This is a genomic window from Streptococcus sp. KHUD_015 (genome assembly GCF_051106265.1).
In the GTDB taxonomy this organism is placed as follows: Bacteria; Bacillota; Bacilli; order Lactobacillales; family Streptococcaceae; genus Streptococcus.
The window spans coordinates 1,724,144-1,742,349 of record NZ_CP193665.1 but is presented as its reverse complement, the minus strand read 5'-3'; the positions used below and the strand labels follow the sequence as shown (position 1 = coordinate 1,742,349).

The following is an 18,206-nucleotide window of genomic DNA, read 5'->3' as shown; positions in this document are numbered from 1 at the left end:
AAGTTACAATTTTTTCTAGAAAAATTAAGGTAATAACCTTATTCAAGGTTATAAAAGGACTTTTCCTTCGTAAAAGCAAAAGAGAAAAGGAAAAGGGGCTGTAAGTCCTGCCCCTTTATCCTTTGTCTCATCTTTTGCAAAGGGCGCAAAATTATAACAAACAAAAACATGTAAAATTAGAAAGGTGAAATAAAAATGTATGTAGATATTTTTAAAAGTAAATTTAGTGAGGCTGACTTTGACCTCGAAAATACCGAAACAGCTATTGAGGAATTCCAAGAAGACATCAATGAGTATATTGGAGAGTTAGAAAATGATGATTATGAAATTATCAAAACGGAATTCAAATTCTTTGATGATGGTCGTGTAATTGCTATAGTTGTATCAGATTAGCAAAGAGGTAAAAATGATTGAATTCTTTTTACCGATGGAAAAAATACCGACAACAACTCATCAACAGAAAAAGGTAAACACGAGATTTGGTAAGCCAATCTTTTATGAGCCAGAGGATCTGAAAAATGCCAGAGCAAAATTTGAGAGCTTGCTTGCGCAACATGTGCCTCCTGATAAATTTAAAGGAGCAGTTCGACTGACGGTCAAGTGGTGCTTTCCTCGTATCAAAAAAAGCTATGATGGTCAGTACAAGACCACAAAGCCAGATACAGACAATCTGCAGAAGTTGCTCAAGGATTGCATGACGAAACTTGGATATTGGCAAGACGATGCACAAGTGGCCAGCGAGATTGTCGAGAAGTTCTGGGCTGACACAGTTGGGATATATATCAAGATTGAGGAATTGCCATGAAAATCAATTATATTGATTTCTTTAGCAGAGTTATTCCAGAATGGATGGCGCGCAGCAATCAGAAGAGCCAAGAGGTCGGTTTTGGTTCAGATGCTTATTGGTTATGGGTGGTGTCATCGATTAGCGAAATTTGCAAGCAATACAATGATGATGAACTAGTGACAGAGCAGTTCGGATTGCTCTTTAACTGGCTAGAAAAACAAGCAGGATAAAGCATGGAATATAGCAAACAGACAGTCATTGAAGGACTGAAACGTACAATAGAGCAGACAGAGGCAAGAATAGTGGAACTATCTGAGCCGTGTGTCAAATCGCTTGCTTTTAGCAGGTCCGAGGAACGTGACTTGCTTAAAAAGAGAGTGAAAAACTGGAAGAAGAGAATAAAGGAGTTGGAAGATGAATGTACAGGAATTGATTAAAGAGTTTAGAGAAGTTGGGATTTACAGTTTGAACATTTTTGGTACTGAAATCAAAGCCATCCCGACCGAAATTGCAATTACATCAATCGAACAACTAGACGAACCAGAAAAAGTCAAAGTTCCGCAGTTTGTGGCTGATTGGATAACGCATTCAAAAAATATTGGGCGTTCTCTATTTGGAGCAATGAGTATCTTTGAAGAAAATACCGAGATTAAAAAGTGGCTGCAATGGGCAGATAATCAAGAAACATTCGCACTCGCTTGGATTTTCGGCTACGAAGTCGAGGAAGAGAAGAGGTATTTGGTTAAGATTAAAGGGAATATTAAAGAAAATATGTTGGTTTATGGAGAACTTTTGGAAAGGTATTACTTTACAAAAAGCTTTAGTTTAAACAATGCTATATATTCCCACACCCGAAAAGAACTCGAAGAAGCGGACTTCGACTGGGTATTCGATTGCCCAGGGATTGAGATTGAGGAGGTTGAGTGATGGAATTTTTACTGACAAGCACAAGCGGGTGGGTTGAAAATCAAATCCCTAACGCCGTGATTAAAAAATACACAAAAATAGAAGTTAGAGGCTGTTCGACATTTGAAGAATATGATGAGCGATTTTCTAGGATAGAAGGCAATTGGCTTTCTGAAGGAGTTAATCATAAAACGTCTAGAGGTCGAATACAAAGAGAATTCCCGAACGGTGCAGAGGGGCATTTTATCGAAATCAATTCGATAGAGGAGTTGCTAGAATTTCGAAAAAAAGTTGGAAACGAGCTAATAATTACTTCTGCTATTGATAATGAATCAATTCCAGCTATTGAAATTTACAATAATTACAGGGAGTGAACATGAAACGATTCATAGCTATATGGATTCTTCTGTCTGCTGGACTAAACATCTGGCAGATGGACAGGATTCGAGATTTGGAAGAGAAGAAGCCGATGGTTATCTATAAGGCAGATAACGCAGGCGCTGAGGTATTTGGCAAGGTTGTCGAGAAAGGACGGCATGGCAAGCTGTACACAGTGACTATCAGAGATTATGGAATTTTTGTAGTCACTAGAGAGCAATACGATAAAGTAAAAGTTGGGGATGAGGTGATGTTATAATGGACGATATTTTACAAGCTTTAGCAAAAATGCTAAATATGACAGTAGATGAAGTAAGTTCTTTACTTACAACATTTAAAGGGAATGCACCACAGATTTACGAACAGCTTCTTAAAGAAAAGATGTTTTATGATATCTTCAGCCTTTTTCAAACTATTTCGATTGCAATACTGGTTGTCTCATCAGTGGTTTTAGCAGTTTTAACTATCATATATTTCACTTATGATGGTGGTTTTGTCTACAGGTACGAATGTAAAGGTAAAAGTGAAGAAGAAGTTAAATTAGAACGCATTGAACGAAAAAGAAAGGATTTAAAATTACCGATAAAAATTAGTTGCATTTCATCGAGCGCAAGCTTGATAACATTAGTTGTTGCAATTATTTTAAAAGTAACTCTTGCACCAAATTATATATTCATCGTGAATGAAATTTTACCAAGATTAACGAAAAGATAGGAGTTATCATGACAACAAATATGGAATTATTAGCACATCATGTTGAGCATTGGGCGAAAGATAGAGGGTTAGACAATCCTGACAATAGCACGGCTCAGGCATTGAAGTTATTTGAAGAAGCAGGCGAATTGGCGCAGGCACATCTCAAGAAACGAGATGATGAGGGCAAGGATGCCGTGGGTGATATTTTGGTAGTGCTGACCATCTACTGTCAGCAGAAAGGTTGGTCTATCGCTGAGTGCTTCCAGATGGCTTGGAATGAGATTAAAGACAGGAAAGGCAAGATGGTAGACGGCTCGTTCGTCAAAGAGGAGGATTTGTAAATGAAAAAAACAAACGGTATTGAAGACCTGAAGAAAGCACGCAAGAACCTAGACTGGTTGATTTAGGAGATGGAGAATGGATTATGAAAAACCACTAACAAGAAAACAATGTGAGCGGTTTGCGTTTATGTTAAGACAAAAACGCAAAGATAACAAGCTTACTTTGAAAGAACTAGAAAACAAACTAGGCTATTCAATTGCAACGATATCGAATTGGGAGTGTTTGAAAACAGCGCCTGATATGTATAACGTGGAAGATGTAGCTACTTATTTCAATCTGCCGATGAATATTTTTTTAGGAGAGGGGTGATAGGGTGCAGAGAACTATCGAGAAAGAACTCAAGAAACTAAAATTCAAGAATGTTAAAATTCAATCTCTTCATTGTGAAATTATCAATCTAAGGTCTGGTATTATGAAAGGCCAGAATTTTGACAGTATGCCGAAATCTCAGAGCAATGATAATCGCACCGAAGAAATGAATATCAAAGCTATTGATCGTATCGATGAAATATATCAGGAGATTGAGCGTGAATATAAAGAACAAGAGGAACTTGTAAGAGCGATTGAGAACCTAAAGGAACCGATTGAGAATCTTGTAATGCGGTTGCTTTATATCGATTGTCTATCATGGTCTGAGATACAGATAAGATTGAATTGCAGCAATGCTACAGTACAACGAGCAAGAGATAGAGCGTTAGATAAAATGTCTAAAATGTTTGATAACAACGATAGTAAATGATAATTCTAATCTGCTAAAATAGTATTATCAGCTGAATGCGGTAAGCGCACTGATGACTCCTTATATTTTATTATATTTTTCGAGGCTTCGGCCTCACATGGCGGTGACAGGCGTAAAGTAATTTCTCTCCTATGTATTTTTTTGGTTCGATTCCGGACATCGCCGTTAATATTGTATTTCACAACGAGGTGTTTTAAATGAAACAAGCAATGTTCAATAACTTGGAAGATGCGAAACAATTTGCGAAAACTGTAAAAGAATTGTTGTGTATCAAAGAACCTGTAATGATTAAGAATAAACCGACGTATATTGTTGTTTATAAATAATCTAACGTAATTAACACGCAAGGTAGTAGTCGCCTTGCAGGAAGGTCGCACATCGTGTGGCTTTTTTTGATTATTTGAAAGGTGGTGATGGACATTGGGTTAAATCAAAGACAAAAGATGTTTGCGAGCGAGTATTTGAGGACTGGAAATGTCTATCAATCCGCAATATTCGCAGGTTATAGTGAAGCGTATGCTAAGACAACAGCTAGTAAATTGCTAGAAAATGCAAGCATTAAAACGTTTATACAAACCGAAACCGAAAAGATGCATGATGAAAACATTTTGAGCGCTAAAGAGGCTCTTTCAATTCTCTCGGACATTGCAAGAGGAAAGCGACTTGAGGAAGTCTTGATGATGAACCCTGTCACTGGAGAAGTTGATAGAGTTACAAAAAAAGCAGATAATAACACAGTTATCAAAGCAATAGCTGAGATATTGAAGCGTTATCCGACTGCTAAACAAGCTGAAAAACTAGAACTTGAGATAGAAAAACTTAAATCACAAATCGGTGTGGATAATGAACAAGACGATAAGCTGATAGAATTTGCTAAGGCTTTGAGAGGTGCTTTTGACGACAAATAAATTTACGAAACGACAAGAAGAAGTGCTTACACGAGTATTGAACGATGATTTCTTTATTTGTGGTCTTCACGGTGCAAAACGTTCAGGTAAAACTGTTCTAAACAACATGGTCTTCATGAATGAGATTGCACGAGTGAGAGAAACAGCGGATAGATTAAACATAGATGAGCCGATGTATATCTTAGCTGGGACATCTTCGACATCGATACAAAATAATATCATTCAGGAATTGTATAACATGTTTGATATTGAACCTAAATACGATAAGCATGGAGCTTTTACCCTTTGTGGTGTTAAAGTGGTTCAGGTCTATACTGGTTCGATTTCTGGTTTAAAGAGAGCCCGTGGTTTTACTGCATTTGGAGCTTATGTAAACGAGGCGTCTCTTGCTAATGAACAGGTGTTCAAGGAAATCATCTCACGTTGTTCAGGAGAGGGCGCACGGATTGTTTGGGATAGTAACCCAGACATCCCGACGCATTGGCTTAGACGGGATTATATCAACTCTGGTGACGATATGATCATAGACTTTCATTTCAAGCTAGATGATAATACATTCATGTCTGATAGATACCGCGAGAATATCAAGAATGCCACACCGGCTGGTGTATTTTATGATAGAGATATTCTTGGTCTGTGGGTGACTGGCGAGGGCGTCGTCTATCGTGATTTTAGCGAGAATATGTTTGTAGATAATGTACCAGAAGACATTGCAAAGGTCTACGCTGGTGTTGACTGGGGATATGAACACTTTGGCTCTATTGTAGTCATTGGAGAGACCTCGGACGGTTCAGTTTGTATTTTAGAGGAACACGCTCATCAATACAAAGAGATTGACTTTTGGGTAGACCTCGCTAAGAATATCAAGGAACGATACGGGAATATTACGTTCTGGGCAGATAGCGCACGACCTGAACACGTTGCAAGATTTCAAAGAGAGCAATTAAAGACGTTTAACGCTAATAAAGCAGTCTTGTCTGGTATTGAAGAAGTAGCTAAGCTGATGAAAGCTGGGCGCTTTTTTGTTGTATCAAACAAGGTCAGTAAGTTCAAAGATGAGGTCTATCAATACATCTGGAATGAAAAGACAGGCGAGCCAGTGAAAGAGAATGATGACGTGCTAGATGCGGTGCGTTATGCGATTTACTCGCAACATTCACAACCTAAAGCAACCGTCCGCAGACGTTCTGATTATGGTCTATAGAGAGGAAAGACATGTACCAATATTTAACCTATCCACGAGATGGATATGATGAGGGTTCTTTGAAGAAAGACCTGATTTACAAATTGATAACGAAACATAGCACTGAAGGCTCACGATTGAAGAAGCTTAAAAGCTACTACATGGGTGAGCATGCTATCTTAGCTCACAAGAGACGAAACGAGAACGCACCCAATTATAAGACAGTGGCCAATCATGCCAAGGATATCGCAGACACGGCTACAGGCTATTTTATGGGCAATCCTATCAAGTACAATAACACTGCTGAAGGTGACATCAATGAACTACTTACAGCTTTTGATGGCGCTGAGATTGACCAAGTAGATGCGCAGAATGCTTTGAACATGGCTATCTATGGTCGTGCTTATGAGTACATCTATGCTAAAGAGGGATTGACTGAGTTGGACTCAACTAGTATTGATCCAGAAAATACTTTCATGGTCTACGATGATAGCATTGAGCGGAAGCCTTTGTTTGCGGTCTATTACTATCAAGTCAAAGATGATACGAAAGATACTACTAAGTACCAGGCAGAGGTCTTTACTGAGAATCTGCATTATCACATGGTGCTAAGAAGTACAGATTCAGGAATATCTCAGATTGAAGAGGCAACACCTCATAATCTTGGCCAAATCCCGATTATCGAGTATCGCAACAATCACTTTGCTATTGGAGACTATGAGCAACAGATTAGCTTGATAGATGCTTATAATTCCTTGATGGGTAACCGTGTCAATGATAAGGAGCAGGCAGTAGAGTCTATCCTAGTCTTGTATGGCACGCAGTTAGCAGACACACCAGAAGATGCCAAGGTAGCGATGAAGATTCTTTCTGAAGAAGGTCTTTTGGAATTGCCGGGCGATAGTGCAAGAGCTGAGTTCTTGAAGAACACGCTGGATGAAAGTGCTACTGAAATCTTGCGCACAGCTCTGAAAGAGGATATCTACACATTCAGCCATGTGCCTAACTTGACTGATGAGAACTTCGCAGGCAATACGTCAGGCGTAGCTATGGAATTCAAGCTAATGGGCCTTGAGATGATTACGAAGACCAAGGAAGCAAACTACAAGCGTGGATTGCGTCAGCGGATTGCAATTTTTGCTCATTACTTGGGCATGAAGCAGATTGCTTTAGAGTCTCATTCAATCGTTCCGCAGTTCAGCCGTGGTTTACCTAAGAACTTACTGGAAATCTCTCAGATTGTGAACAACTTGGAAGGTAAAGTGACCAATAGACAGCTTATTTCTCTTTTGCCGTTTGTGGAAGATCCTGACGCTGAACTGGAAGCCTTGGAAGAAGAGAAAAAGAAGAACATGGAAGACATGCCGATGTTTAACCAAGACAATACGAAACCCGAAGATGAGGTAGAGGATGAAGAATCAGGAGTATTGGGCGAGGCGGAAAGCCAATCTGATTTACCAGCAGATGGACAAGGCCGAAAAGCAGGCAGACAAGTTCGATAAGGTCTATCAAGAAGCTAAGATTTACTTGGATAAGGAAATCAATAAGATTTTTGATAAATTCCAACGTGATTATGGTTTAAGTCAGGTAGATGCTAGACAAGTCTTAAAGAACATGAAGGACAAGAAAGACCTGAATGAACTTCGTAAGGTTCTTGAAGCAAGACCAAATGACCCAAATATCCAAAGGTTACTGGCTGACTTAGACAGCCCAGCTTATTCTTTCCGTATGAAGCGCTTAGAGCGTTTGAGCGATGATTTAGATCGTATGCGTGAATCTATCTATCATTCGGAGAAGACAGGCTCAGATGCCTTTTATAGCGACCTGATGAAGGATAGCTACTACAAGGCTACCTTTGACCTGCAACAGCAGACAGGGCTGGCATATGGCTTTTCTGGGCTTCCTGAGAGCGAGATAAAACATCTACAGTCTTTTAGTTGGTTAGGAGATGGAAGAACCTACTCTACAGACATCTGGAAGAATACAGGGAAGCTTACATCAAGCATAAAAGATGAACTACTTATGAGCCTCATGACAGGCCGAGATACACGAGAAACTGCACAAGCAATTGCTGAGCGGTTCAATGTAGGTCAGAATGATGCAAGGCGTTTGGTTCGGACGGAATCGGCATTTTTTCATAACCAGATGGAACTACTCAGCTATGAAGAAGCAGATATAGAAAAGTATATCTTTGTGGCCGTTTTAGACAAGCGTACATCACGCATTTGCCAAGAGCATGACAATCAGGTCTATGATAGGGATAAGGCTGTCCCTGGTGTCAATTGTCCGCCTATGCATCCGTGGTGTAGGTCTACTACTGTCGGATACGATGAGGATGCAGATTACAGCAAGTTGAAGCGCAGAGCAAGGAATCCAGAAACAGGTAAGACCGAGCTAGTACCTGCTGATATGACTTATAAAGAGTGGTATAGCAAGTATGTTACAGAACCACGAGAACGAGAACTAAGTGGTAGGCCGTTTGGAGCGAATCTTGATTATGTACGAAGTGATGAATTTGTTGACAAACTAAAAAATCACCCAAAGACCTCACATATATCCGAACCTATCGCAAGAGTTTCAAGACAGATGTTGCAGCATAGAAATGGAACTCCATTTGAAGATTACTATTTGCTTAATGCAGATACAGGAAGAGTTGTTGCGCTATCAAATAAAGCCAGAAAGACAAAAGGTGTAGTTTATAACGACCAAGTCAGAAGGGCTTTTAAAGAACAATCTGAACAAAGTCTTATTTCGATTCACAATCATCCGTCTGGCTATCCTCCATCGCTCAGTGACTTTGCTTCCTTACAACAACGGAATAAAAATAATACTGTAAAATATGGTCTGACTATAGGGCATGATGGAAGTGTTTATTGGTATTCAAGACCTAACAAAAGGATTCCACGCAGTGCACAAGAACAATATGTCAATCGAATTGATAAATTTAAAAAATTGGGGTATAATGAGAGCGTAGCACAAGAAAAAACTCTTGAATTATTATCCGAAGTGTTCGGTTTTGAATTTGGAAGGATTGAATGATATGGCTAAAAAAGATATTTATGATTGGCCGGAAGGCGAAGATGACAACATTGATTTTGATGCCATCCAGGAACGAAATAAGAATAAAACTGTTGAGGACTTGGACCGTGAATGGGAAGAATACCTCAAAACATTAAAACTAGAATCAATTTAATTAAGCACCTAGAGAAATCTAAGTGCTTTTTTCGTACTCAGAAAGGAAATTTTAATGAACAAGTATAAAAAATTGATAGAATTGATTGAAGATAACGGACTTGAGATACAATCGAAGAAATGTTATGACCCACAGAGTGCTTGGACTGGAAAAAATTTGTGGATTGTTGATAAGAAAAAACAAAATAAAATTTTTGATTTATCGGGTAATGGCTATTGTTTTGACGACAAGTCGGTCGATAAAGCTATTGAAGAAGTTGAAAAGTATTTGTCTCTTAAAAACATGAATACTTTTGATGCTTTCAAAGAATGGGTGGACAAGAATGCTAAGCCTCAAAAATGATGCATAGAAAGGAGTAAAAACATGTTTATCTGGGATTGGGTATCAATTTTACTAGGTTGGATTATATTTTTTGCGTTAATTTTGTTCGCAATAATTAAATTATTTGAAGTGATTTCAACTCTAAAAGTCGGAATTGAATACAGAAAGAAACTGAAACAATTGAAAAATAAATAACCTAACCGCATCGAAATCGAGGCGGTTTTCTTATGCTCTAACCGTATGGAATCCCGTACGGTTTTAATATTGTCCAAACTGTACCGATGACATTAAAAGCTGTACTGTTCCGTCGCCGGACGTAAAGCGAGATTATCGAGTGGCGACGTAATCGCTGGAGGACAATTATGTCAGAAGAAATCAATGCAACTGTATCTACTGAATCAACTGAGACTGTCGACACTCAAGAAAATGTTGATACAGTGCAGGAAGAAAAGCACGAACGAACTTTCACTCGTGCTGAAATCGGTAAGATGCTATCTGCCGAGCGCTCTAAATGGGAAGCTGAGCAAGAAGCCAAGGAAAACGAAGCTAAGAAGCTTGCTAAGATGAACGCTGATGAGAAACAGAAATATCAGTTGGATCAGCGTGAGCAAGAACTTGCTGACCGTGAAAAGGCCATTGCTCGTAAAGAATTAACCGCAGAAGCTAGAGCAATGCTAAGTGAACGTGACTTACCTGTTGAGTTAGTAAATGTAGTTGATTTAACAAGCGCAGAGACGGTATCGCAGTCTGTCGCAGTATTGCAGAAATCATGGGAGCAAGCCGTACAAAAAGGCGTACAAGAAAAGCTAAAAGGCGGAGCCCCAATGAAACAAGCACCAGTCGATAGCGACGGTATCACAAAAGAAGAATTTGCTCGTATGGGTTATCAGAGTCGAAATGAACTCTATCAAAAGAACCCAGAACTCTATAAGAAATTGAAAGGTTAAATAAATGACAGCAGGACAAACTAAATTAGCCACTATGGTTAACCCAGAAGTAATGGCGGACATGGTTTCCGCTAAACTACCTAAATTGATTAAATTCACTCCACTGGCTTATGTGGAAACAGCACTCCAAGGCCAACCGGGTAACACTCTAACAGTTCCAGCATGGGAGTATGCAGGAGATGCGACTGAGGTTGGAGAAGGTCAAGCTATTTCTCCAGACCAATTGACTACTAAAAAGACTACTATGACCATCAAAAAGGCTGCTAAAGGTTATGAAATCACCGATGAAGCCCTTTTGTCAGGTCTTGGTGATCCACTAGGACAAGCGACTTACCAGCTTGGTTTGGCTATTGCTAACAAGATTGATGATGATTTGGTCGCAGTAGCTAAAACTGCAACACAGCACGTTGCAGAAGCTCCAACAACAGGAGCAGCTCTTGATAAAGCACTTGCTATTTTTGACGATGAAGAAGATGCAAAATATGTAGCTCTTATCAATCCAGCAGATGCCATTGATTTGCGTGCTAACACTGTGAAAGAATGGATTTCAGGCACAGAAGTAGGAGCGAATACAGTTGTTTCTGGTACATTTGGAGAAACACGAGGTGTTCAAATCGTGCGTACTAAGAAAGTTGAAAAGGGTAAAGGCTTTATCGTCAAAGTCTCTCCTAGTCAGACTCAGACAGACGATGCCAACAAATACGGTGCGTTTGTTATCATGCTAAAACGTGATGTGGCTATCGAAACAGACCGTGACATCCTTAAAAAGACGACGGTTATCACTGGTGATGAACATTACGGTGTTTACCTATACGACCCTACACGAGTTGTAAAATTCGGTGAGTAAGAGGTGACGATATGAGCTTATTGCTACGACGTCATTATATCCAAGAGGAGCAAGCTGGCCAGTATTCTGATTTAGAGAATAAGACTTTAGAAGAGTTAAAGAATCTAGCTAAAGAAGCTGGCATAGCTGGCACCTATAAGTTGACAAAAGCCGAAATTGTAGAGGTGTTGGAGGATTTAAAAAGTGAAATTTAAAATCAAACAAGATTTCTATGATTGGGAATCAAATGTGAAACGATTGGCAGGGGAGGAACTTGAGATTACTGAGGAGCGCTATGCTGAATTGGCTAACAATTTTGCCAGCAACGGTGTTGCTATCTCAGATGTTCTTGAAGAACTCCTCCCTGAGCCTGAGTTCTTAGAAGAGGATTGATATGTCTATAGAGTTGCTGAAGAATTTAACAGGCGAAGAAGATACTCAGCTTCTCATGTTGCTCCAAACGAGGGCTACAAATCTTATCTTATCAGAGACTAATCGCACATCTTTGACACCTGCTTTAAGTCTCTTAATACCTGAGGTTGCTATTGAGCTTCATAACCGCTCAGGAGCGGAAGGAGAGCATTCTAGAACCGAGGGTGGTATAGCAGTAGTCTATGGAGAAAACGGCCTGTCTACGGGTCTTTTACAGCGTATACGAATGCACAGACTAGCAAGGGTGGCAGGCCATGTTTTTGAAGCAGAGTAGACTGAAACCTTATCCAATGCGACGGTTTGAAAAGACTGTTACAGAGGAAGGTGTCGCAAAAGAAGGATATGCCAAGGAAGCTGATACAGTCCGCCTTGAATTGTGGCCAGCTAGTAGCAAGTTACAATCTGAATTGTATGGCGAGCGTGTCAATGATATTTTGAACGCAAATGCCAACAAGTCAGCTACTATCAAAGTGAAAGATGGTGTGTGTATCGATAGCCCGACGGAAGTGACTCACAGGGTTATTTCTAAAAAGGTATACACACATCATCAAGTTTTGGAGTTAGAGCGTGTCAGAGCTACTAGGGGCAGATAGGCTCATAGCTAAATGTAGACGGTTAGCTAGTAAAAAAGCTGGTGAGGATATCGTCTTACGTGCGGTACACAATGCTGCTAAAAAGGTTGTCCAAGCTGATGCTAAAAGACTTGCACCAGGGAACAATGGAGAACTTAGAAATAGTATCAAGACTAGGGTAAAAATGGACGGAGATAAGGCTATAGGCGAGGTTTACACAAATCTACACTATGCTCCTTATGTTGAGTTTGGAACGGGGCCAAAAGGACAAGCTAGCCATTCGGGTATATCGCCAGAGGTCAGCGTGTCTTATCGGTCCAGCCCGTGGTATGTGCATGAAGACCAGATAGATATAGGACCTTACCACTTTCAAAAGATTGGGGAGTTCTACAAGATGTATGGTCAACCTGCCCAGCCTTATCTTTATCCAGCTTTGAGAGACAATCAAGAGCGTGTGTCTAAGAATATTTCGAATTATGTCCGTAGAAAGATAAGAGAACAAATAAAATGATCAATATCAAGCCTGTTATTTATAAAGAATTGCAAAAGGTCGCAGATAATGTGACTGATACTTATCCTAGCGATTGGGAGAATTTCCCAGTCGTTATTTTTTTGGAAGAACAAAACAAGCCCGGTGATTGGTTTGATGACAAGGAACAAAAATCATCTATCCGCTACAAGGTAGATATCTTTGATGATACCAGCACTAGTGAGTTAGCTGTTAAAATCAATCAGATTTTTGAGTCTTTAGGTTTACGAAGAACCGACTGCCAAGACGTGCCAGACCCGTCGCATTTGAGACATAAGGTCATGCGTTTTGAAGGTGTCGTTGATTTACACTCAGAGCTTGTTTTTCAATTTAGAATGGAGAATTAAACATGTTAGCAAATGGAATTACGTTAGCTTATGGTACAGCTAAAGGAACTTATACTAAACTTGCTGGGTTGAAAGAAGTACCAGAGTTTGGTATTGAGCCTGAAAAGGTTGAGAATACAACCTTGGAAGATAAAGTTAAGAAATATGAGTTCGGTATCGGTGACGCAGGGGAATTGGAATATAAATTCTCTTACAAAAACGATAGCGCAACTGCTCCTTATCGTATTTTGCGTAAGGCAGCAGACAACAAGACAAAACTTTTCTTTGAGCAAACTTACCCAGACAACACTAAAGTTCATTTTGAAGGTCAAGTATCTGTTAAGCTTGGCGGTGGCGGTGTCAATGCCGTTATCGAGTTCACCCTTAAAATTGCTTTACAGTCAGAGTTGGAATTTGTAGACGGAATTGGAGGTTAATTAAATGGCGTTAAAATACACAACTTGGAAAGTTACTGACGAAAAAGAGTTGAAGCTACGTTTGACATCTCATCAAGCTGCAACTGTGGAAGAAAAAATTGGCATGAACTTGCTAAAGATTTTCATGCCTGAAGCTGGCGAAGAGTTCGCTTTACCGCCTTTGAAAGTTATGTTGTTGTTAGTTCACGGAGCCTTGCAGCAGTATGAACATGGGTATTCCTTTGAGGATGTCTATGATCTATACGATGAATATGTGGATAACGGTGGAGACCAAACAACCTTCATGACAGAGGTTTTAATGCCACTATTTGAAGTATCGGGTTTTACTCCACGAGGAAGCAAGGACAAGAAAACTTCCAAGAAGAAAATGACAGTAGTCGAGTAATTTTAACGGTAACGCAGATTATTGAGAGGCTTTATCCTATGTTTTTGGACATCGGGGGTAAGCCTCTTGATTTTTGGGATTTAACGGTACTTGAAATCAGAGAAATGATTGAAAGCTACAACCGTGTCAAAATCCAAGAGCGTAAAGAAAAGATTATTGACTCTTACAGACTTTCGCAGATGATATCCAACCACGTTTCCTTATTGTTATCCAAAGATGCCAAGGTCTTTGAGTTCTGGGAGTATGCGCCTGAGTTGTTTGTAGAAGAACAACAAGCGGTAGAACAGGAACGACAGAGACAAGCGCTTTTGTTGCACAAGGAACGGATGCGTGATTTTGCAGAAAGACACAATCGCAAAAGAAAGGAGGAAGTGAGTGGCAACTCTTGATGAATTGAAGGTCATGATTGACGCTGAGATAGCACCTTTCAGGAAGAAGATGAAAGAAGTCGAGAATCAGGTAAAAGGAACATCTGACCAAGTGAAGAATGCCACTGCCAAAGTTCGTGAACAGTCGAACTCCATCGGTAGTGCGTTTGGCAAACTAGCTAAGTTCGCTGGCTTTGCAATCCTTGGTAAGAAAATGCTTGATGTTGGAATGTATTCAGCGCAGACGGCTCTTGAAGTATCAGCGTCTATGAACCAAATCAAGCGACAGATGGGCGAGAGTTCGCAATCTTTCTTAAAATGGGTTAACGATAACGCCAATGCTATGAATATGGGGGTGGGTGAGGCTACTAACTACGGTGCAGTCTACTCAAACCTATTTTCTGGATTTATCAAAGACACCAACAAGCTAAGTGCTTATACCGCTAAGATGTTGCAGACATCGGCAGTTGTTGCTGAAGGATCAGGGCGTAGCATTACAGACGTTATGGAGCGTATTCGCTCTGGTTTACTAGGTAACACCGAAGCAATTGAAGACTTAGGAATCAACGTCAATGTGGCTATGATTGAATCCACTGAAGCCTTTAAGAAGTTCGCAAACGGACAGAGCTGGCAACAGTTGGACTATCAAACCCAGCAACAAATCCGCCTAATGGCTATCCTAGAGCAAGCTACAGCCAAGTATGGAGATACCTTATCCAACTCAGTCAACGGCAGTATCAGCCTGTTTAAGTCGCTGATGAAAGATAGTGCATTGAATCTGGGTAATGCTATGTTACCGATTATCAATGCGATCATGCCTGTCTTGAACTCTTTTGCTATGGTTTTGAAGAACGTGACTGCTAAACTCGCTGAGTTTATCGCTTTAATGTTCAACAAGAAAGCAACAGTGAAAGATGGTGTTGGTGGAGCAGTTGGAGACATGGGTAATGCCATGAAAGATGCTGCAGGAGGAGCAGGAGACCTTGCTGATGCAGTAGATGACGCTGGAGATTCAGCAGGAGGACTTGCTGACAATCTTGGAGACTCAGCCAAAAACGCTAAGAAAGCTGCTAAAGAATTGCTAGGTCTTTTGGGATTTGATGAGATTAATATCTTGCAAAAACCAAAAGATGACGACGCAGGCGGTTCTGGAGGCGGTGGCGGAGGTAAAGGTGGTAAAGGAAAGGGAGGCGGTGGCGGACCTTTCAAAGACATCTTGCCAGAAGTTGCCTTAACCGATATGGATAACCAATTCAAGAGCATTTTTGATGGGCTAGGAGACAAGCTAAAAGGGTTATTTGACTACTTTAAAAAGCTTGCAGACCTATTCGGAAAAGGTTTTGCTCTATCCTTTAGATGGGATAGCCTAGATAGGCTTAAAAATGCACTGAAAGGCATTTGGCAATCCATTAAAGACATCTTTGAAGACGGAACGGTATTACAAGCGGCCGCAAGGTTCGGGGAAAAGCTAGCTTTTGCTTTAGGACAAACAACAGGCGCTATCGCTAACGTAATCATGGGTATCGCCGTCTTTATCGCTGAAAGTCTGAATAAATCACTTAATGAGACAAAATTAGATATCAAAGCATGGTTAATCCGTATGTTTGATATCGGTGGGGAAATCGTTGAAAGCGTCGGAAATATTGCCCAGAGTATCGGACAAATCTTCTATGATTCAATTACAAGTGAACCTGCTACAAATATGGGCGCAGGGTTAATCAGCGCCTTTACATACGCTTTTATGGGCGTGCAAGAAGTCACCGCTAAATACACAAGAGATATTATCGGTGCTATTGAAGAGACTATCACCGAAAATCAGGCTGGCATAACAGAAATGTTTACGGGTCTTTTTAAAGCTGTAGAGCCTATTGCTCAAGCTTTATCAAGCTCTATGAAGAAGCTTTTTGAAAGTGTTAATCAAGTATATGATGAGCATATAAAACCTTTGTTTGAATCAAGTTCTGCCTTGATGTCAGATGTAGTTGGTGCTTTTGTTAATGGGTGGAATGATAATATTCAACCTGTTCTTGAAAAGATAGGACACGGTTTCGCCGATACAATCAAAAACCATATTGAACCAGCTTTAGAAAAAATAGGTGGCATGATTGGAAGTTTTGCCGACTTTTCTAAAGCGATAAATGAAGTTTTCGGCCCAGTCATTTCCTTTATTGTAGAAAAGTTAACGGTTGTGCTAGCCCCTGCAATTGAATACATAGGAGAAGTTTGGCGTGTTTTATTTAACACTATCTCTGATGTGATTGGTGGTATTGCTGATATCATCAAAGGGGTATTTGATGTACTTACAGGACTTTTAACTGGAGATGGCGAAAAAATCAAAGAAGGATTTTTGAGTATATTTGGCGGATTAAAAGATATAGTAGTTAGCGTCTTTAGTGGCATTATTGATCTTGTATCTGGTGTATTGAAACTTCTTTGGGACGTTGTTGTCGCAATATTCAAAAGCATTTGGGACGCAATTGTAGCTATCTTTTCTGGTATCGGGTCTTGGTTTGGAGAAAAGTTCCAGGGTGCATGGGACGCTATCGTTAACATCTTCAGTAATCTAGGTTCATGGTTTGGTGATAGATGGGCGGATGTGACAAATGCGTTAGCAGAGATTGGCTCATGGCTGGGAGAAAAATTTCAAGAGGGCTGGGACGCTATTGGAAATATATTTGGAAACTTAGGCTCTTGGTTTGGAGAAAAATGGACTGATGTTACCAATGCCCTTTCAGATGCAAATACTTGGTTAGGTGATAAATTCAAGCAAGGCTGGGATGCAATAAGCAATACATTTAGCAAGTTGGGTTCATGGTTCGGTGACCGTTGGAACGAATCTAAAGACGCGCTTGCCGAAGCAAATACTTGGCTTGGCGATAAGTTCCAATCTGGTAGGGATAAAGTGAACTCAGCTTTTGAAAAAGTTGGCTCTTGGTTCGGTGACCGTTGGAATGATATCAAAGATGGAGTAAAAGAAGCTGATACATGGTTTGGCGAGAAATTTGAGAGTGCAAAAGAGAAAACTCAGAATCCTTTCCAAAAAATCGGTTCATGGTTTGGCGATAGATGGAAAGACATGCAAGATGCCTTGAAAGAAATCCCCAACTGGTTTAAGAATCTGTTTAATGATGCAATGGATAATGCCAAAAACATCGTTAAAAGTGGTATCGATAAACTGAGAAGCTTCTTTAATTTTGATTGGAGTTTACCGAGAATCAAACTTCCTCACTTTAATATATCAGGTAGCTTTAGCTTGAATCCTCCTAGAATTCCATCATTCTCTGTAGATTGGTATGCACGAGGTGGTGTATTCAACTCGCCTAGTATTATCGGGGTCGGAGAAGCTGGTCAAGAAGCGGTAATGCCCCTTGAACAGAATACAGGTTGGATTTCTACTTTGGCTCAGAAAGTAGCTGAAAGAATGCCTGTTAACAATGCCCCTGCGGGCTATTCATTGCCAGCTGGTGATATTGTTATCCAAATCGCAGGTCACGAGTTCGGACGGGTGGCTATCCAAGAAATTAACAAGGAACACGAACGAGCAGGTCAAACCTTGCTCAAGATTTAGGAGGTTAAATGGCACAATTGATAATCAACGGGGTGGCTGTGAAGCCTCCCAAATCTTTTCAGGTCGGTATTCAGGATATCGATGGAGAAACAGGGCGTAATGCCAATGGCGACATGGTGCGTGACCGTATTACGACTAAGCGTAAGTTAGACTGTGAATGGGGCATGTTGACTCAAGAAGAAATGAGTCAGCTTTTAAATGCCGTGTCAGCAGTCTTTTTTGAGGTTTCTTATCCTGATCCTGTTAAAGGTCAGACGACTGGGACTTTTTACGTCGGCGATAGGACAGCTCCGAGCTATACCTTCACTGAGAAGTTCAAGCCTTGGTCCGGTGCTAAATTTAATCTGGTAGAGAGGTAAGAAG

At 40.3% G+C, this 18,206-nt stretch carries 30 protein-coding genes; all 30 read left to right on the top strand.

What is annotated here, in order from left to right; translation table 11 throughout:
• The first annotated feature begins 195 nt into the window (after nt 1-195).
• The 30 genes from ACORHU_RS08180 to ACORHU_RS08035 all read left to right on the top strand — a co-directional run bounded on the left by ACORHU_RS08180 (nt 196) and on the right by ACORHU_RS08035 (nt 18,202).
• On the top strand, nt 196-393 hold the full coding sequence (locus ACORHU_RS08180) for a hypothetical protein (RefSeq protein ID WP_434364256.1): 198 nt from the start codon (nt 196-198) through the stop codon (nt 391-393).
• A 13-nt stretch (nt 394-406) separates the two neighbouring features.
• Entirely contained in the window at nt 407-805 is a 399-nt protein-coding gene (locus tag ACORHU_RS08175; RefSeq protein WP_434364255.1) for a RusA family crossover junction endodeoxyribonuclease, read from the top strand.
• A complete protein-coding gene (locus ACORHU_RS08170; RefSeq protein WP_434364254.1) occupies nt 802-1,017 on the top strand; it encodes a hypothetical protein in 216 nt (71 codons plus the stop codon). The genes ACORHU_RS08175 and ACORHU_RS08170 overlap by 4 nt, the downstream gene beginning before the upstream one ends.
• Before the next feature lie 184 nt (nt 1,018-1,201).
• Nucleotides 1,202-1,714, top strand: a complete 513-nt coding sequence (locus ACORHU_RS08165) for a DUF1642 domain-containing protein (protein ID WP_434364252.1) — start codon at nt 1,202-1,204, stop codon at nt 1,712-1,714.
• Nucleotides 1,714-2,067 carry a hypothetical protein gene (locus ACORHU_RS08160; RefSeq protein ID WP_434364250.1) on the top strand — a complete coding sequence of 118 codons (354 nt, stop codon included), beginning with the start codon at nt 1,714-1,716 and terminating at the stop codon, nt 2,065-2,067. Before ACORHU_RS08165 ends, ACORHU_RS08160 begins: the two co-directional genes overlap by 1 nt.
• Nucleotides 2,068-2,069: 2 nt before the next feature.
• The gene (locus ACORHU_RS08155; RefSeq protein ID WP_434364249.1) at nt 2,070-2,330 is read left to right on the top strand and encodes a DUF1372 family protein; all 261 of its coding nucleotides are present in this window, start codon (nt 2,070-2,072) and stop codon (nt 2,328-2,330) included.
• The gene (locus ACORHU_RS08150) at nt 2,330-2,785 is read left to right on the top strand and encodes a hypothetical protein (protein ID WP_434364248.1); all 456 of its coding nucleotides are present in this window, start codon (nt 2,330-2,332) and stop codon (nt 2,783-2,785) included. The genes ACORHU_RS08155 and ACORHU_RS08150 overlap by 1 nt, the downstream gene beginning before the upstream one ends.
• Before the next feature lie 8 nt (nt 2,786-2,793).
• Nucleotides 2,794-3,108, top strand: coding sequence for a MazG-like family protein (locus tag ACORHU_RS08145; protein WP_434364247.1), 315 nt, complete (start codon nt 2,794-2,796; stop codon nt 3,106-3,108).
• A gap of 76 nt (nt 3,109-3,184) precedes the next feature.
• Nucleotides 3,185-3,418 (top strand): helix-turn-helix domain-containing protein, encoded by a 234-nt coding sequence (locus ACORHU_RS08140; RefSeq protein ID WP_434364245.1) that lies wholly within the window; start codon nt 3,185-3,187, stop codon nt 3,416-3,418.
• Between the two features lie 4 nt (nt 3,419-3,422).
• On the top strand, nt 3,423-3,848 hold the full coding sequence (locus ACORHU_RS08135; protein ID WP_434364243.1) for a DUF1492 domain-containing protein: 426 nt from the start codon (nt 3,423-3,425) through the stop codon (nt 3,846-3,848).
• A 197-nt stretch (nt 3,849-4,045) separates the two neighbouring features.
• Entirely contained in the window at nt 4,046-4,174 is a 129-nt protein-coding gene (locus ACORHU_RS08130) for a hypothetical protein (protein ID WP_434364241.1), read from the top strand.
• Nucleotides 4,175-4,261: 87 nt separating this feature from the next.
• Nucleotides 4,262-4,756 (top strand): terminase small subunit, encoded by a 495-nt coding sequence (locus tag ACORHU_RS08125; RefSeq protein ID WP_153195590.1) that lies wholly within the window; start codon nt 4,262-4,264, stop codon nt 4,754-4,756.
• Between the two features lie 22 nt (nt 4,757-4,778).
• Entirely contained in the window at nt 4,779-5,960 is a 1,182-nt protein-coding gene (locus ACORHU_RS08120) for a PBSX family phage terminase large subunit (protein WP_434364239.1), read from the top strand.
• 11 nt (nt 5,961-5,971) lie between these two features.
• Entirely contained in the window at nt 5,972-7,441 is a 1,470-nt protein-coding gene (locus tag ACORHU_RS08115) for a phage portal protein (protein ID WP_434364237.1), read from the top strand.
• Nucleotides 7,350-8,978 carry a minor capsid protein gene (locus ACORHU_RS08110; RefSeq protein ID WP_434364235.1) on the top strand — a complete coding sequence of 543 codons (1,629 nt, stop codon included), beginning with the start codon at nt 7,350-7,352 and terminating at the stop codon, nt 8,976-8,978. Before ACORHU_RS08115 ends, ACORHU_RS08110 begins: the two co-directional genes overlap by 92 nt.
• Nucleotide 8,979: 1 nt before the next feature.
• A complete protein-coding gene (locus ACORHU_RS08105) occupies nt 8,980-9,132 on the top strand; it encodes a hypothetical protein (protein WP_196314818.1) in 153 nt (50 codons plus the stop codon).
• Nucleotides 9,133-9,186: 54 nt separating this feature from the next.
• Nucleotides 9,187-9,474, top strand: coding sequence for a hypothetical protein (locus ACORHU_RS08100; RefSeq protein ID WP_434364233.1), 288 nt, complete (start codon nt 9,187-9,189; stop codon nt 9,472-9,474).
• Nucleotides 9,475-9,815: 341 nt separating this feature from the next.
• On the top strand, nt 9,816-10,400 hold the full coding sequence (locus tag ACORHU_RS08095; RefSeq protein WP_434364231.1) for a DUF4355 domain-containing protein: 585 nt from the start codon (nt 9,816-9,818) through the stop codon (nt 10,398-10,400).
• 4 nt (nt 10,401-10,404) lie between these two features.
• Nucleotides 10,405-11,247 (top strand): N4-gp56 family major capsid protein, encoded by an 843-nt coding sequence (locus tag ACORHU_RS08090; RefSeq protein ID WP_061647140.1) that lies wholly within the window; start codon nt 10,405-10,407, stop codon nt 11,245-11,247.
• Nucleotides 11,248-11,258: 11 nt separating this feature from the next.
• Nucleotides 11,259-11,441: a Rho termination factor N-terminal domain-containing protein gene (locus tag ACORHU_RS08085; protein ID WP_434364228.1), complete on the top strand. Its 183-nt coding sequence runs from the start codon at nt 11,259-11,261 to the stop codon at nt 11,439-11,441.
• Nucleotides 11,431-11,619: a hypothetical protein gene (locus ACORHU_RS08080; protein ID WP_434364226.1), complete on the top strand. Its 189-nt coding sequence runs from the start codon at nt 11,431-11,433 to the stop codon at nt 11,617-11,619. Before ACORHU_RS08085 ends, ACORHU_RS08080 begins: the two co-directional genes overlap by 11 nt.
• A gap of 1 nt (nt 11,620) precedes the next feature.
• Nucleotides 11,621-11,932 carry a phage head-tail connector protein gene (locus ACORHU_RS08075; protein ID WP_434364224.1) on the top strand — a complete coding sequence of 104 codons (312 nt, stop codon included), beginning with the start codon at nt 11,621-11,623 and terminating at the stop codon, nt 11,930-11,932.
• Entirely contained in the window at nt 11,913-12,251 is a 339-nt protein-coding gene (locus tag ACORHU_RS08070; RefSeq protein WP_434364222.1) for a hypothetical protein, read from the top strand. Before ACORHU_RS08075 ends, ACORHU_RS08070 begins: the two co-directional genes overlap by 20 nt.
• Entirely contained in the window at nt 12,226-12,741 is a 516-nt protein-coding gene (locus ACORHU_RS08065) for an HK97-gp10 family putative phage morphogenesis protein (RefSeq protein ID WP_434364220.1), read from the top strand. Before ACORHU_RS08070 ends, ACORHU_RS08065 begins: the two co-directional genes overlap by 26 nt.
• Nucleotides 12,738-13,106, top strand: coding sequence for a hypothetical protein (locus tag ACORHU_RS08060; RefSeq protein WP_420789787.1), 369 nt, complete (start codon nt 12,738-12,740; stop codon nt 13,104-13,106). Before ACORHU_RS08065 ends, ACORHU_RS08060 begins: the two co-directional genes overlap by 4 nt.
• 2 nt (nt 13,107-13,108) lie before the next feature.
• Nucleotides 13,109-13,522 carry a phage tail tube protein gene (locus ACORHU_RS08055; protein WP_434364218.1) on the top strand — a complete coding sequence of 138 codons (414 nt, stop codon included), beginning with the start codon at nt 13,109-13,111 and terminating at the stop codon, nt 13,520-13,522.
• Between the two features lie 4 nt (nt 13,523-13,526).
• Nucleotides 13,527-13,907 (top strand): DUF6096 family protein, encoded by a 381-nt coding sequence (locus ACORHU_RS08050; RefSeq protein ID WP_434364216.1) that lies wholly within the window; start codon nt 13,527-13,529, stop codon nt 13,905-13,907.
• Between the two features lie 38 nt (nt 13,908-13,945).
• Entirely contained in the window at nt 13,946-14,296 is a 351-nt protein-coding gene (locus tag ACORHU_RS08045) for a hypothetical protein (RefSeq protein WP_420789785.1), read from the top strand.
• Nucleotides 14,283-17,843 carry a phage tail protein gene (locus tag ACORHU_RS08040; protein WP_420789784.1) on the top strand — a complete coding sequence of 1,187 codons (3,561 nt, stop codon included), beginning with the start codon at nt 14,283-14,285 and terminating at the stop codon, nt 17,841-17,843. Before ACORHU_RS08045 ends, ACORHU_RS08040 begins: the two co-directional genes overlap by 14 nt.
• A gap of 8 nt (nt 17,844-17,851) precedes the next feature.
• Nucleotides 17,852-18,202 carry a DUF6711 family protein gene (locus ACORHU_RS08035; protein ID WP_050242966.1) on the top strand — a complete coding sequence of 117 codons (351 nt, stop codon included), beginning with the start codon at nt 17,852-17,854 and terminating at the stop codon, nt 18,200-18,202.
• The last annotated feature ends 4 nt before the right edge of the window (nt 18,203-18,206 follow it).

What these genes read in the sequence shown, in the direction of transcription:
- ACORHU_RS08050 (WP_434364216.1), top strand. Translation starts at nt 13,527, where the DNA reads ATGGCGTTAAAATACACAACTTGGAAAGTTACTGACGAAAAAGAGTTG.
- ACORHU_RS08055 (WP_434364218.1), top strand. Translation starts at nt 13,109, where the DNA reads ATGTTAGCAAATGGAATTACGTTAGCTTATGGTACAGCTAAAGGAACT.
- ACORHU_RS08105 (WP_196314818.1), top strand. Translation starts at nt 8,980, where the DNA reads ATGGCTAAAAAAGATATTTATGATTGGCCGGAAGGCGAAGATGACAAC.
- ACORHU_RS08170 (WP_434364254.1), top strand. Translation starts at nt 802, where the DNA reads ATGAAAATCAATTATATTGATTTCTTTAGCAGAGTTATTCCAGAATGG.
- ACORHU_RS08100 (WP_434364233.1), top strand. Translation starts at nt 9,187, where the DNA reads ATGAACAAGTATAAAAAATTGATAGAATTGATTGAAGATAACGGACTT.
- ACORHU_RS08130 (WP_434364241.1), top strand. Translation starts at nt 4,046, where the DNA reads ATGAAACAAGCAATGTTCAATAACTTGGAAGATGCGAAACAATTTGCG.
- ACORHU_RS08035 (WP_050242966.1), top strand. Translation starts at nt 17,852, where the DNA reads ATGGCACAATTGATAATCAACGGGGTGGCTGTGAAGCCTCCCAAATCT.
- ACORHU_RS08140 (WP_434364245.1), top strand. Translation starts at nt 3,185, where the DNA reads ATGGATTATGAAAAACCACTAACAAGAAAACAATGTGAGCGGTTTGCG.
- ACORHU_RS08070 (WP_434364222.1), top strand. Translation starts at nt 11,913, where the DNA reads ATGTTTTTGAAGCAGAGTAGACTGAAACCTTATCCAATGCGACGGTTT.
- ACORHU_RS08060 (WP_420789787.1), top strand. Translation starts at nt 12,738, where the DNA reads ATGATCAATATCAAGCCTGTTATTTATAAAGAATTGCAAAAGGTCGCA.
- ACORHU_RS08160 (WP_434364250.1), top strand. Translation starts at nt 1,714, where the DNA reads ATGGAATTTTTACTGACAAGCACAAGCGGGTGGGTTGAAAATCAAATC.
- ACORHU_RS08125 (WP_153195590.1), top strand. Translation starts at nt 4,262, where the DNA reads ATGGACATTGGGTTAAATCAAAGACAAAAGATGTTTGCGAGCGAGTAT.
- ACORHU_RS08045 (WP_420789785.1), top strand. Translation starts at nt 13,946, where the DNA reads ATGTTTTTGGACATCGGGGGTAAGCCTCTTGATTTTTGGGATTTAACG.
- ACORHU_RS08145 (WP_434364247.1), top strand. Translation starts at nt 2,794, where the DNA reads ATGACAACAAATATGGAATTATTAGCACATCATGTTGAGCATTGGGCG.
- ACORHU_RS08090 (WP_061647140.1), top strand. Translation starts at nt 10,405, where the DNA reads ATGACAGCAGGACAAACTAAATTAGCCACTATGGTTAACCCAGAAGTA.
- ACORHU_RS08180 (WP_434364256.1), top strand. Translation starts at nt 196, where the DNA reads ATGTATGTAGATATTTTTAAAAGTAAATTTAGTGAGGCTGACTTTGAC.
- ACORHU_RS08165 (WP_434364252.1), top strand. Translation starts at nt 1,202, where the DNA reads ATGAATGTACAGGAATTGATTAAAGAGTTTAGAGAAGTTGGGATTTAC.
- ACORHU_RS08095 (WP_434364231.1), top strand. Translation starts at nt 9,816, where the DNA reads ATGTCAGAAGAAATCAATGCAACTGTATCTACTGAATCAACTGAGACT.
- ACORHU_RS08085 (WP_434364228.1), top strand. Translation starts at nt 11,259, where the DNA reads ATGAGCTTATTGCTACGACGTCATTATATCCAAGAGGAGCAAGCTGGC.
- ACORHU_RS08155 (WP_434364249.1), top strand. Translation starts at nt 2,070, where the DNA reads ATGAAACGATTCATAGCTATATGGATTCTTCTGTCTGCTGGACTAAAC.
- ACORHU_RS08115 (WP_434364237.1), top strand. Translation starts at nt 5,972, where the DNA reads ATGTACCAATATTTAACCTATCCACGAGATGGATATGATGAGGGTTCT.
- ACORHU_RS08110 (WP_434364235.1), top strand. Translation starts at nt 7,350, where the DNA reads ATGAAGAATCAGGAGTATTGGGCGAGGCGGAAAGCCAATCTGATTTAC.
- ACORHU_RS08075 (WP_434364224.1), top strand. Translation starts at nt 11,621, where the DNA reads ATGTCTATAGAGTTGCTGAAGAATTTAACAGGCGAAGAAGATACTCAG.
- ACORHU_RS08175 (WP_434364255.1), top strand. Translation starts at nt 407, where the DNA reads ATGATTGAATTCTTTTTACCGATGGAAAAAATACCGACAACAACTCAT.
- ACORHU_RS08150 (WP_434364248.1), top strand. Translation starts at nt 2,330, where the DNA reads ATGGACGATATTTTACAAGCTTTAGCAAAAATGCTAAATATGACAGTA.